Source organism: Methylobacterium sp. R2-1 (assembly GCF_014191355.1).
Classification (GTDB): domain Bacteria; phylum Pseudomonadota; class Alphaproteobacteria; order Rhizobiales; family Beijerinckiaceae; genus Methylobacterium.
In genome coordinates, this window is sequence record NZ_JACHWM010000025.1 from 1 (window position 1) to 12,241 (window position 12,241).

The following is a 12,241-nucleotide window of genomic DNA, read 5'->3' on the forward strand; positions in this document are numbered from 1 at the left end:
CTGGCTCATTGTCCGACCTCCGCCAGCACGGTGCGGACGTGGCCCTCGTCGAGACCGAGGGCGGCGGCGATGTGCGCGACGCTCTGGCGCTCGCGTGCGCGGACCTCGATCTCGGCGCGGTCCTGCTCTTCGATGGAGGGCATGGTGAAGACCATGCGGACGTCGGTGGCGGCGCAATCGATCTCGACGGTCTTGCGGCGCACGTAGCGCTGGCCGTCGTCAGCGAGCACGCCCGCCTCGACCGCCGCGTCGAGGCAAGGCTTCACCCGATTGTCGAGGTCGCCGCTGAAGGGCGGCAGGTAGATCACGACATCGCAGGGGCCGGCCATCCGGCCGGGGCGCTGCACGTCGATCAGGAGCACGGCCTGCTGGCGCCATGCCCGGTACTTCGTCGTCTTCACGCGACCGCGGCCGACGACGTTGGCGAAGAGGCTGTTCGTGCTCGGCGGCAGCGGGAAGCGGATCTCGACGGAGGGCATGATCCGGCGCTGCGCGTAGATCGGGCGGTCCTCTGGCTTGAGGCGCGGCCGTTTCCCTTTCGGCAATACGTCGCTTGCGCGCAGTGCGATCACATGCGCCTCCATCGGTCAGGGTGCCGGGGACCGCCCGGCGACGGTGCGCGTCAGGCGTCAGCCGGTCGGCGGGCTGATGGTGGGCGATGCGGTTGGACACAGGCGGGCTTTCAGTCCCGCGAGGTCCGCCTCGATTTCCGCAAGCTCGTTCTCAGTACGGCGAGCAGCGCCCAGACGGACTGCCAAAAGCTCATTTTCAAGGGACGCGATCTCCCCGCGAACAGTGCGCTCAACCTCATCCGCCAGCGCCTGGACCAGCCGGGAGCGGACGTCTTTGGGGTCCCGATAAAGCAACGCCAGGATCGAACCGTGAGGTTCGCGGAGCCGCCGCGCAACGGCGCGGATGCAGTCCTTGACCGCCCGCGAACGCCTCGCCGTCGCGCTGGACCTCACTGCCGACGAAGCCGAGCCCGCCCGCGCCGCCTGAGCCTGCCGCGCTTCGGCGCGCCCTTTCACCTTCCCGCAACACCAGCCCGACGAGGCCACCCATGTGCGCGCCGTTCAGCCAGGCCGACCAGCCCGAGCCTGCCATCTCGTCTCTCGACCTCGCTGACGCGGTCGAGCACCTGCATCTCGCGGCGCTGGCGTATAGCGACGTGGTCCGCAAAATCGCCATCGGCGACGCCACCAGCGCGCAGCTCGGCCCGCGCGGGTCGCAGAGCGCGAACATGGTCCGGCTGCGTCTGGAGGAGGCGATGATCAGCCTCCGCGCCACCTGCCGGAACGCGCTCGCGGGCACCACCGGCACCTATGCCAGCGAGGCCGACCTCGCGGAGGCGCAGGCCCAGCGCATCCAGCACAACGACCGGAACATCACCCGCACCGCGATGTGTCGGGTTGATGCGGTCGAAGTGGCCGAGCGATCCATGATCGACCGTGCGCACGCGGTCGGCGCCGAACTCGCCCGCCTCGATGCGGCACATCCCTACGGCAAGAGTGCCGCACCCGCGTCGACGCACGCCACGCACGAGGCCGGCTTCGTCTCTCCCGCTGCGGCCTGATCCACCGTGATCGCCCTGGCCCAGGATCTCCTCGCGGCCGGGATTGCGCTGGCCGCCTACGCCTCCGGTGCCCGCCTCTTCATCGACCGGTGCCAGCGCCTCGTCCCGCCGCTGCGGGCCCTTCCCCCGACCTCGAACGACAACAGGCCCGCCATGTCCACTTCGCGCCCGGCCGCTGAGCCTTCCGTCGATGTCTCCGCCGCCTCGATCGCTGCCGGTATGGGCTCGATCGTCGTCCTCTGCGTCCTGGCGGTCGTGGCCTGCGCCCGTGCTCACGGGTGGATGTGAGGCCAGCATGAGCCGCACCGAATTCCCGAAGAAGGTCCGTCGCGATGCCTTTGTGCGCGCCGCCGGCCACTGCGAAGGCGCTGGCTGCGGCTGCCGGCTGACCACCGGCAAGTTTCAGTACGACCACCGCATCCCCGATTGGATGGGCGGCGAGCCGGTTCTCTCGAACTGCCAAGTGCTCTGCACCGACTGCCACAAGTCCAAGACGAAGAAGGACGCCGCGGACCGCGCCGAGGCTCAGCGCCGGGAAGATGCACATCATGGCATCCGGACCGCGCCGCACCGGCCAATCCGTAGCGCGCCCATGCCGAAGCGTCCGCCGCAGCGCCGGGCCTCGTCGCCCCTCAGCAAACCGTCCCTTCCGCCCCGTTCGATTTACGTGGAGCGCTGACCGTGCCCGTCTCCCGTCCCGAAACACCGACCCATGCGGGCGCTACGATCCGCCACCATCGCAAGCGGAAGGGTCTGACCCTCACCGACGTAGCGAATGCGCTCGGCGTCTCCGCCGCAACGGTCTCGCGCTGGGAGCGGGGCCGCGAGTTGATCCCGTTCCAGAGACGCGAGGAGATCGCCGACGCGCTCGGCCTGGAGCCGGCGCGCCTGCTTGAGCCGGGCCCCGTGGTTCTCCCCGCGGAGGATCGCCGCCTCCTCGAGGCTTACCACAGCCTGCCGCCGGGCGATCGTGCTGCCATCCGCGAGCTTGTTGGGCTGCGCCGCGCCAGCGTGGAGCGCGCGTCATGCTGAACCCCGCCGATCTCGCCGCCACCGATTGGGACAAGCTCTCCGCCGGGCTGCTGGCACTCTCCGCGCGCCGCGCCCTGGCCAGCCGCCAGGGCGAGCGGATGCTGCAGCAGCAGTTCGCGCCCGTCGGTGAGGACGAGCACCGCATCGCCCCGCACGACTTCCCGGCCGTCGAGGAAGACCTCGGCGAGATGGATCGGGAGTCGGCGCTGCTCGCGCAGACCGCGCACGCGCTGGCGCAGATCCGCCGCTTCGTCGGGGACGAGCAGAGCGGGCGCCCTGCGTCGACGACCGCGAGCGAGGCTGTCAGCCCCTCGGGCCGCAGCCTCATCGCCCGCGCCTTCGCCGCCCTCACAGGTGCCCCACCTCGCAACGGAAAGGCAGCCTAATGCGCCCGCTCATCATCGACAGCGTCCCGGGCGGCGCTCCCGAGAGCACCTGGGCGGCGGCCGGCAGACGGCTGTTCGGGATGAACTCGAGGCCGTGGATATGTCCGTCCGACCAGACGACCCGGCACGCTCTAGCAAATCTAATGCTCGCAATGCTCAATATGAGACTTGAAGGCAATTTTAATTTGAAATCGAGCCAAATCACGGCTCGAAGTTCATCCTGGTCCCAAACTAAGCACTCTTTCCAATCAGAAGAGCTGGGAAGGATCAGGCTGCCGATCCTAGAAGCATTTAATCGAGTTATCCTCCTACGCTCACTGAGCATCGCGCGCCTCCTGCCAGAGCTGAAGCTGCCAATCCCCACAAGCAGTCAACCGCGCGATTTCACCTGTGGTTGCGCTGAGGCGGCTGGTTTCTCCGACATGGTTAACGCAGCCGCCGCATGAATGCCCTCGCGCAGCAGGGGGGCGCCCGTGGGTGACCTCTTCAACCTCGACCGCGCCCTGACGCCGAGCGAGCGCCGGCAACTGCGCGGCGGCACACAGGCCAAAGGCTATGCCGCGTTGCCCGGCACCGGGCCAAAGGGCGAGAGCTGCGGCACCTGCGAGTACTTGGTGCGGAAGCGGCTCGCCAAGGTTTATCGGAAGTGCTGGTTGATGGAGCGGCACTGGACCGGCGGGAAGGGCACCGACGTGCTCACGACCGCGCCGGCCTGCCGGAACTGGAAGGCCTCCGCGAGCCGGAAAGATCTTTCCGGACAAAACGTGTCCCTTGCAAAAATCCGACAGTGCAGCGGGAACGCCGTAGCAACGGACGCTGAACGGCTTACCCCGTCCGAGATCGAAGGAGGGCGGTCTTGAGCGCGCCGGTCCTCTTCCTCGATATCGACGGCGTGCTGAACTCGCGCGAATGCTGGGCGAGCCTGCGGGGCCAGCGGCACAAGATCGACCGCGCGAAGGTCGCTCTGCTCAACGAGGTCATCGCGGCTACCGGCTGCCGCCTCGTCGTCTCTTCGACGTGGCGCAAGGGTATCGGCCAGGGCAAGGGCGGCTGCCGGCACATCCTGCGCGACTACGGCCTGAAGGCCCGGTTCCGCCGCGATTGGCGCACGCCCGAGTTCAGCACCGACGACCCGGCGGCGCCAGTGCGCGGCACGGAGATCGCGGACTGGCTCAGCCGCAACGGCTCGCCCTCCTACGCCATCGTGGACGACGACGGGGACATGCTGCCCGAGCAGATGCCGCGCTTCGTTCAGACCAGCTTTGAGCACGGGCTGACCCGCGAGCACGCCGACCGGCTGATCGCCCTGCTGGCCCGCACCGCCCCGACCCCATCCACCACCACCGCACGAGGCGACGGGACGTGACCCTGCCGAAGGCTGCCCTCAACCTGTCTCCGCGCACCCGGGCCTATCCGGACGCCGGCGGCTGCGCATCCGAGTTCAACATCTCACGCGGCACATGGGAGCGGTGGGTGCGGGACGGCCAAGCGCCGCCGGCCGTGCCGAACCTTGATCCGCCGCGGTGGCGCTGGGTCGACGTCGACGCATGGATGAGCGACCCGTCTGGGCGGCCGGAAATCCGGCGGCGCTACGGCCAGACCGAAGATCCTGTTGCGACCTGCGGGCCGTCGGCAGATGGTCCCGATCCCTTCTGGCCAGGATCGCAGGGGTAACCGGTGCCAAGAGAACGGAGCGTCGGCGTGGACCTGCCCAGCGAGGTTCGTAGGGTCAAGAAGCCCAACGGGAAGTGCTACTACTATTGGCATCCCGGACGCGGCACGAAGCGCGAGGGCAAGGCGATTGCTCTCGGCAGTGATCCCGAATCGCCGGAGTTCTGGGAGCGCATCCGCGGGCTTCGTATCGCGAGCACCAAGGCGCCGGCCGGATCAATCGCCTGGGTGGTCGACCTGTACCGCGAGAGCGAGGCGTTCCGCTCGTGCGCCGAGTCGACCCAAGCGAGCTACGCCGTGCACCTCAACCGCTTCGCCAACCCGGAAGGGTGGGGGCACTTGCCGGCCGTATCGCTGGAGCCGCGACACGTCCTCGTGCTGCGCGACTCCATGAAGGAGACGCCCGTCATGGCGAACCAGATGCTCGCCGTCGGCGGGACGCTCTGGTCTTGGGCCGCTCCGTTCGGCCATCTCGGGCGTCGCCCGTTCAATCCGTTCGAGGTCGTGCCCGGGCTTGAGATCCCCGACCGCGGGCACGTCCCGTGGCCGGTCTGGGCGCAAGAGTTCGTGCTCGCGAAGGGCCCGGCCGACCTCGTCCGGATGGTGCGCCTCGGCGTGATGACCTGCCAGCGCGAGAGCGATCTTGTCCGCATGGGTCCCGTGCACCGGGACGGGTGCGGGATCTGGTGTCGCCCGCAGAAGACGCGGAAGAAGCGCCGGGCCTTCCGGGTGCCGCTGACGACGGCCGACGCGCTCCTGCTGGAGCAGTGGGCCGGCGAGCCGATCCTGTTCGAGAACACGCGCTGGAAGGCGCCGATCGCGCGCATCCACCCGGATCTCTACCTCTTCACGCCGCGCGCCCAGGCCTACACGCCTGACCGGCTCCGCGCCCGCTGGACGCGCTGGCTGGAGACCGGGACCGGGACCGAACTGTGCGGGAAGTGGCGGAAGTGGCTCGCCACCCAGGTCGAGCGCTACGATTGGGACATCGAGCCGGAGGAGGCGAGGGGACCGACCATCCACGGTCTGCGCGGGACCGGTGTGTTGGTGCGCCTGAATGCCGGCCATGACCCGCAGCAGGTCTCGAATGATATCGGCATGAGCCTGCCGATGGTTCAGCGCTACATCCGGTTCCGGGACCAAGTAGAGGTTGCAGAAGCCGGGCGGCGTCGGCTGAAGCTCGTAGGCACAGCCTGAAGCCTGCCTCTCAATGCCTCCTTGGGGCGGAAAGCGGCTGTTTAGCCATCGTGAAATGAATGTCCGGATCGCGCCGTGTCGCGGCACAGATCTTCATCTGATGTTTTCCAGGCTTAATTGCGACTCACTCAGCCGAAATCAGGCAACTTGGTCTCGCCCAAGCTCTCCAAGAACGCAGCGCGGCGCACTGCATGGCAGGAAGATGTTTGCTGACTGGCACTTTAAGCTTTCGGCAAGGTTGAGACCTGAAAAGAGGCCCTACAGCTGCGACGGGGCCGCAGCATAACATTCGTTAGTTCCCATGCTGTGTGCCAGATGCGCTTCCTGAATAACCTCCGACTGACACTTAAATTGGCGATTCCGGCGGTGGTTCTGATCGCTGTGTCGGCAGGTATGGTCCTGCTAGCGCGAGCCAGTCTCAGCACGCTTGATCAGAACACGCACGAAATCGTCGAGGTCAGTGCGGCACGTACCATAAGAATTCAGCAACTTTCCTTCGCACTGGACGAAATCACGATCCGCGACAAGAACATCATCATTGAGACCGACCCGAGCGTGCTTGCCAAGCAGTTCAATCAGCTCAAAGAGGACAAGCGGAAGGCACTCGCCACAGCCGATGAGCTGATTGCACTGTCCAGCTCGCCGGAGCGCCGAGTTGTCAATGAGGAGATCAAGCGCCTGCTTGTTGACTACCTTGCATCTGCCGAAAGCGGCATCGGCTATGGCATGAAAGGCGACAAGGGCATGGCTGCCAAAATCTCGGGCAGCACGAGCCGTGAGGTTCGGCTGAAGCTGATCGCCGAGGTCAATAAGCGTATTGCGGCCGACCTGCAGGAGCTGAAAGCTGCCAAGGAGCGCGCCTCCGAGGTCGCCGCGTCAGCCACTGCGACGCTTACTGCTGTAGCAGCAGCAGGCCTCATTGCGGCTACTGCGCTTCTCGCTGCCATTGCGACCTTCGGTATCGCTCGCCCTCTTGATGCTATGACCACGGCTATGGGGCGTTTGGCTGCCGGTGACCTGGACGTCGCCGTGACTGAGACTGATCGCCGAGATGAAGTCGGCTCGCTGGCACGCTCGCTTCAGGTGTTCAAGGACAATGCCATCGAGGCTCGTCAGCTGGCTGCCGCTCAGGAGGCGGAGAACCAAGCCAAGATGCGCCGCGCCAACCTGCTGGACGACCTTACTAAAACGTTCGAGCGCAGCGTCTCCATGCTCACTCAGGGGCTTGCCGGAGCGGCCAACGAGATGGAGGCGACGGCCCGTGCGATGACCGCGACCGCCGACGAGACGACGCATCAGAGTGTCTCCGTGGCTAGCGCGGCTCAGCAGACTTCTGCCAACGTGCAGACCGTGGCAGCGGCAAGTGAGGAGATGGCCGCGTCTGTAGCGGAGATCGTTCAGCAAGTAAGCCAATCGGCGCGTATCGCCGATCGCGCCGTCGAAACAGCTCGTCGGACCGACGCCACGGTTCAGAGGCTTGCTGGCACGGCCGAGCGCATCAGCACCGCAGTGTCACTGATCTCGGATATTGCGAGCCAAACCAATCTGTTGGCACTCAACGCCACGATCGAAGCGGCCCGTGCGGGTGAGGCCGGACGCGGCTTCGCGGTCGTTGCAGCCGAGGTCAAGGAACTGGCGGGCCAGACCGGCCGCGCCACGAGCGAGATCGGTGAGCGGATTGCCGAGATCCAGGCTGCCACGCAGGAGGCGGTCACCGATATTCAGCAGATTGGCCGCGTGATCGGCGAGATGTCCACCTACGCAGCAAGCATCGCGGCGGCGATGGAGGAGCAGGGCGCAGCCACCCAAGAGATCACGCGCAACGTGCAGCAGGCTGCACAAGGTACGGAGCAGGTGACTCACAACATCGGTTCAGTGCAGGCAGGCGCTGGCCAGACGAGCGCGGCAGCTTCACAGGTGCTGAGCGCGGCGCAGGAACTGGCACGGCACTCGGAAGGCCTCACTCATGAGGTCTCCACCTTCCTGACAGGTGTGAAGGCGGCGTAAAGAACACCACACTCACGCGTCTGGAGCCCGTCCGGCAGCCGCCGCGGCGGGCTCTTTTGCATGGGCGACAGAACAGTGCGCTTGAAGCAAGCCTCACCTTGTTAGCACCACAGCCGAGAGGCTAGTCAGACGAATGGCGGCTCTCGTTACTAACGCCGCAGCGTCCACCTCCCATCTGATCCGGTCGTTACAGAGGTCAGGATTTAAGGTCCGCGCAGGGTCGATAGCGGCTCCCCGATCCCAGAACTGAACGCTGCCTGTTGCCCCCTTTTCGATCGAGCGAAAATGCCAAGCTACGTTCATCGGGTCTGCAACCAGAAAGGCGTGATCCGTCACTACACTCGCTTCCCGAAGGAGCTTGGACTGCCGAGGACCAGGCTATCCGATGATCCCGACGAGGCGGAGCGGGAGAGCAGGAGTATCCTCGCAAGCTCCGCAAGCCGGAGCGACATCGCTCTCTACATGAAGAGGCTCATCACCACTTCGAGATCGCGAGCGAGGCTGAAGGGCTGGGCGTACGACCTGAAGGAGGATCGGCTGCTCGCCATGCTGGCCGAGCAGAAGGGGCTCTGCGCGGTGAGCGGTCTTCCATTCGACCTGAGCGGAGACGTGAACGAGAAGTTCCTGCGCCCGTTCGCACCCAGCCTCGACCGGGTCGACAGTCGATCCGGCTACGTGCCGAGCAACGTCCGCCTCGTGTGCCGCATCGTCAATTACGGCATGGGACCGTGGGGCTACGAGGCCCTACGTACGGTTGCGCACGCGATCGCCAGACTGGACCCGCCAGCGGACGCGAAGGCGCCCAAAAGCGTTTCCAAACAGAGGTGCCACCGTTGAGATTTAAGAGGAAATTTTGGGGAGGTAGTTTCCAAGATTTCGGCTAAGTAGCTGCAAAATCTCGATTTTTCTGATAGTCTTTTAATCTACCGTTAAACTATCCCCCACCGGAGCCTTCGCGTGTCCGGCCGCTTCGGGCTGGGCGCGGTCGGGGAAGCGTTTGCCGTGTCCCCGCACTCGGTGCTGGCGTCAGATAGGCTGTGCCGGGCGCCACGTCAACATGGCTGCACGCGCGATCAGGGTGGTGAGGCCCTGCGGCCACGGTTCTCCTTTCGCAAGGCAGGTCCGATCGTGTGCGGGAAAATGCCGGAGTCAGTTCAACGAGGGCCGCCGATAGCCGGCCTCGGCCGTGACGAGTGACTCCTCTGCGGACGGGGGGACCGGCCGGGCGACTGGCCCCAGTGCCAGCGTCTCATTGATGACGTAACGGGCCAGCGCGTCGAAGGTGTAGACCCGTTCGACCAGAGCCTGAGCCGCAGCCGTCATCCGATCGACCCCGGCGTCGTCGGTGCGCAGCAGGAGGTCGAGGGCGCGTTCCAGATCCTCCTGCGGGTCGAGGTAGAAGCCTTCGCGGCCGTGCAGGAAGGGTTCGATGCCGGTCAGCGGGCGGGTATCGAAGATCGGGACACTGCCCAGCGCCGCGACTTCGTAGTGCCGGTAACAATCCCATCCGACACCGCCCGGCGACAGGCAGAACCGGCTCCCGGCGATTGCCTCGGCGAAAGCCTCTCGGCTCAGTCGGTGCGTGGGTGCGTGGATGCGCCAGCCCCGGGCAGCCAGGCGCGGCAGGACGCCGTTCACGGCCTCGCGGAAGGTGATCCCCTGTGCCGAGCCGACATAGAACAGGTCATGGCTGCGCGCGGAGGCCGGAACCGGCGACTTCAGCGCCGCGGCCTCGATCCCGAGGGCGAAGGGGCGCAGCTTGGCCCGGAGCGCGAGGCAGGCGGGATCCTGTCGGGCATGGCCGGCGCAGGCGCCGCGGGGCAACACCGTCTCGAGGGTGTTCCAACGGTTGGCGGCGAGTTCCCGCTTGAAGAACAGGTCGCAGCGGCGAAGGAAGGCGCGGTCGCGCGGGTGGATCGTGAGATGATCGGTGACGTCCAGGATCGCGAGCCGGACGCGGCTGCCGCGTGCGGCGAACAGGACGAGCCCGCGGAAGGCGAGGCCGATCAGGCTCAAGGCCGCGTGGACGGACAGCGGGCGACCGGCGCTGTTCACGGGGCCGACGCAGCGGGCCACGACGATGTCATAGTCCTGGACGAGGCAGGTGTAGCCGAGGCCGGCGACCCGCCGCGCCAGCCTCAGAAACCGCACGGGCAGGCTGCCAGAATGGGGCGCACGAGTCCTGACATCGGCCCAGCGCAGCCGCGTGTCGAGGAACGTCGTGCGCTCGGGGAAGGCGGCGGCGACGAGCGGCATCAGGCCGAGTTCGAGGATTCGCGGAGGCCCCGGAGGACCTTCCGGCACCGCCGCGCCGGGGCTCTCGCTCACCGTCTCCATGGCAGTTCCCCGGCGGCCTCCGAGTTGGTCTTCCCGCCGCAGCCCGGATCCGGCCTGGTGCCCGCGGCTCCGATCGGGCGGTGCGGCTCTCGCCCCGCGAAGTCTGCGCGATCTCCCGGCCGGTGGCGGAGACCCTCCCGACGGGCGCGCGGGCGCGATCGCCGAGAAGCCGCACGGGACATCAGAAATGGGCGTACGGCTGAAGCTTCAGCCGGCTGCGACCGAGATCAATCTGCTTGCTGACGAGCCAATCCGGGTTGCGGGCATTGAAGTAGCCCTTCAGCGCGTAGCGCCAGAACCGCTCCTCCGCGCGAGAGGACGGTCCATGCACCGCCTTCACCTGGGCGACCTCGCCCAGCGCCCGCGCCTTGTGGGCGAGATTGGCGCTGTTGTTCTGCCCTGTGCGGCGGAAGCAGGCCACCGGGCGGCCGACGCGCGCATAGGGCTCCCGCGCCAGGGCGCGGCAGAACATCTCGTAGTCGCCGCAATCCTTGAATGCGTGATCGAACCCGCCGAGTTCGGCATAGAAGTCGCGCGAGATGTAGGTCGCCATGTGCATGACCGGGTTCCACCCGAGGCACACGAGCATGCGCGGTGTCATCCAGTTGGGCGGGGCGGCCAGCCCACCCAGACTCCGGCCGCGCCCGTCGATCCAGCGGATTCCGCCAACGACCCAGCGCCGACGGTGATTCCGGTAGGCCGCGACCACGGCCTCCAGGCCGCCTTCGAGCAGCACGTCGTCGGCACCCAGGAAACCGAGCAATTCGCCAGAGGCGGCGAAGGAGCCCTTGTTGATCGCGTCGAAGATGCCGCGATCCTTGCCCTGGAGCACCGTCGCGCCGAGGCTTCGGGCGAGTTCCACGGTGCCATCGGTGCTGCCGGCATCGACGATCAGGTGCTCGACCTCGATGCCGTTGCGGGCACTGGCACGCGAGGATTCGATGCATTCGCGCAGGTATTCGACGCCGTTGAGCGTCGGGGTGACCACGGACACCTTCATCGCCGGCTTCCTCGTCTCTGACTCGGTTGGCCCCTGGACCGCATTGGGATCGCACGGGTGCTGCGGGAGCGGCGGCGCCGGCCCTCACGGCGCCGCGGACGTCGTCAGGCGACGGCCGCCAGGATCCCGGAGGAGAGAGCGCCCGAGGAGAAGCCGTCACGGCCCGCGACCAGGGGGAGGGGGGGAACGAGGCTTCCGTATCGCTCGGCGGGGGCGCTTCCGTGGCTCACGATGCCCTTGTTCATCGCCCAGACCGCGGCTTGCGTCCGGTTCTTCACCCGGACCTTGCGCAGGATTGCCTTGACGTGGACCTTGACCGTGGCCTCCGCGATGTCGAGGTTGCGGGCGATGACCTTGTTGGACTCCCCCAAAGCGAGGCCTTCGAGGATATTGACCTCGCGACTCGACAGGCTGGAGAGCGAGGTTCCGTCCGCCCGCTGAAGCCCGGTCAGAGCGGCGACCGGGCCGGGGGCCCGCACCGGGTCGACGGCCAGGCACAGACGCCCGAGGAAGCTCATCGGCAGCACGGCGCAATCGGCGATCACCACCTCCAAGGTCTTGAGGAGATCGGCGGGAGAAACGTCCTCGGTCAGATAGGCCGAGGCGCCGAGTTGGAGGCTGCGCAGCATCAGCCCTTCGGTGTCGCGCAGCGCGAGTGCCACGATCTTCACCTCGGGCAGCGCTTCGGCGACCTGCCCGACAAGGCCCGCCGCCTCCTCATCGATGACGACGAGCGCCAAGCGTGCCGCCTTGAGACCGGACAGGGGCAGCGCTGGACTGGCCGCGACCTGCCGCACCGTGAAGCGGGTGTCGGAGAGAAGCGCGACCAAACTTTCTCTGACCATACGATTGTCGCTGACAATCAGCGTATCGATGTGTTCCATCGGAGCTACTCCCCTGATCTGCCGAAAACCTCCCGCGCCGAATCTTCCTGGATATCCCGTTCTATTCGGGCCTTCCGCACAGACATATTGTGCGTCGCAGGATGTTAGGCACAAATTAACTAGACCGAATGGGAGCCTCCATGTCATGTCAGAA

Annotated in this window: 16 protein-coding genes; 11 read left to right on the forward strand and 5 right to left on the reverse strand. The window is 66.7% G+C overall.

The window, feature by feature from the left end; genetic code table 11:
• Positions 1-5: 5 nt before the first annotated feature.
• Positions 6-572, reverse strand: coding sequence for a RusA family crossover junction endodeoxyribonuclease (locus FHU13_RS25720; RefSeq protein ID WP_312889651.1), 567 nt, complete (start codon positions 570-572; stop codon positions 6-8).
• A 57-nt stretch (positions 573-629) separates the two neighbouring features.
• Positions 630-1,028 carry a hypothetical protein gene (locus FHU13_RS25725; RefSeq protein ID WP_183438669.1) on the reverse strand — a complete coding sequence of 133 codons (399 nt, stop codon included), beginning with the start codon at positions 1,026-1,028 and terminating at the stop codon, positions 630-632.
• Positions 1,029-1,060: 32 nt separating this feature from the next.
• Here FHU13_RS25725 and FHU13_RS25730 point away from each other — a divergent pair, with 32 nt between their 5' ends.
• The 11 genes from FHU13_RS25730 (at position 1,061) to FHU13_RS25780 (ending at position 8,703) form a co-directional block, all read left to right on the forward strand.
• Positions 1,061-1,573: a hypothetical protein gene (locus tag FHU13_RS25730; protein WP_183438670.1), complete on the forward strand. Its 513-nt coding sequence runs from the start codon at positions 1,061-1,063 to the stop codon at positions 1,571-1,573.
• A gap of 6 nt (positions 1,574-1,579) precedes the next feature.
• The gene (locus tag FHU13_RS25735) at positions 1,580-1,861 is read left to right on the forward strand and encodes a hypothetical protein (RefSeq protein WP_183438671.1); all 282 of its coding nucleotides are present in this window, start codon (positions 1,580-1,582) and stop codon (positions 1,859-1,861) included.
• Positions 1,862-1,868: 7 nt separating this feature from the next.
• Entirely contained in the window at positions 1,869-2,252 is a 384-nt protein-coding gene (locus FHU13_RS25740; protein ID WP_183438672.1) for an HNH endonuclease, read from the forward strand.
• 2 nt (positions 2,253-2,254) lie between these two features.
• A complete protein-coding gene (locus tag FHU13_RS25745) occupies positions 2,255-2,605 on the forward strand; it encodes a helix-turn-helix domain-containing protein (RefSeq protein WP_183438673.1) in 351 nt (116 codons plus the stop codon).
• Complete coding sequence (locus tag FHU13_RS25750) at positions 2,599-2,991, forward strand: hypothetical protein (protein WP_183438674.1); 393 nt, start codon at positions 2,599-2,601, stop codon at positions 2,989-2,991. The genes FHU13_RS25745 and FHU13_RS25750 overlap by 7 nt, the downstream gene beginning before the upstream one ends.
• A gap of 473 nt (positions 2,992-3,464) precedes the next feature.
• Positions 3,465-3,851: a hypothetical protein gene (locus FHU13_RS25755; protein WP_246714880.1), complete on the forward strand. Its 387-nt coding sequence runs from the start codon at positions 3,465-3,467 to the stop codon at positions 3,849-3,851.
• Positions 3,848-4,357 (forward strand): HAD domain-containing protein, encoded by a 510-nt coding sequence (locus tag FHU13_RS25760; protein ID WP_183438675.1) that lies wholly within the window; start codon positions 3,848-3,850, stop codon positions 4,355-4,357. Before FHU13_RS25755 ends, FHU13_RS25760 begins: the two co-directional genes overlap by 4 nt.
• Positions 4,354-4,665: an AlpA family transcriptional regulator gene (locus tag FHU13_RS25765; protein ID WP_183438676.1), complete on the forward strand. Its 312-nt coding sequence runs from the start codon at positions 4,354-4,356 to the stop codon at positions 4,663-4,665. The genes FHU13_RS25760 and FHU13_RS25765 overlap by 4 nt, the downstream gene beginning before the upstream one ends.
• Positions 4,666-4,692: 27 nt before the next feature.
• Positions 4,693-5,859: a hypothetical protein gene (locus tag FHU13_RS25770; RefSeq protein WP_183438677.1), complete on the forward strand. Its 1,167-nt coding sequence runs from the start codon at positions 4,693-4,695 to the stop codon at positions 5,857-5,859.
• A 315-nt stretch (positions 5,860-6,174) separates the two neighbouring features.
• Positions 6,175-7,866, forward strand: a complete 1,692-nt coding sequence (locus tag FHU13_RS25775; protein ID WP_183438678.1) for a methyl-accepting chemotaxis protein — start codon at positions 6,175-6,177, stop codon at positions 7,864-7,866.
• A 324-nt stretch (positions 7,867-8,190) separates the two neighbouring features.
• Positions 8,191-8,703 carry a hypothetical protein gene (locus tag FHU13_RS25780; protein WP_183438679.1) on the forward strand — a complete coding sequence of 171 codons (513 nt, stop codon included), beginning with the start codon at positions 8,191-8,193 and terminating at the stop codon, positions 8,701-8,703.
• Between the two features lie 312 nt (positions 8,704-9,015).
• Here the strand turns inward: FHU13_RS25780 and FHU13_RS25785 are convergent, their stop codons facing one another.
• From FHU13_RS25785 to FHU13_RS25795, 3 genes are all read right to left on the reverse strand, one after another.
• Positions 9,016-10,203, reverse strand: coding sequence for a hypothetical protein (locus tag FHU13_RS25785; protein ID WP_183438680.1), 1,188 nt, complete (start codon positions 10,201-10,203; stop codon positions 9,016-9,018).
• Positions 10,204-10,384: 181 nt separating this feature from the next.
• Positions 10,385-11,203 (reverse strand): glycosyltransferase family 2 protein, encoded by an 819-nt coding sequence (locus tag FHU13_RS25790; protein WP_183438681.1) that lies wholly within the window; start codon positions 11,201-11,203, stop codon positions 10,385-10,387.
• A gap of 104 nt (positions 11,204-11,307) precedes the next feature.
• Positions 11,308-12,087 carry a response regulator transcription factor gene (locus FHU13_RS25795; RefSeq protein ID WP_183438682.1) on the reverse strand — a complete coding sequence of 260 codons (780 nt, stop codon included), beginning with the start codon at positions 12,085-12,087 and terminating at the stop codon, positions 11,308-11,310.
• Positions 12,088-12,241 lie beyond the last annotated feature (154 nt).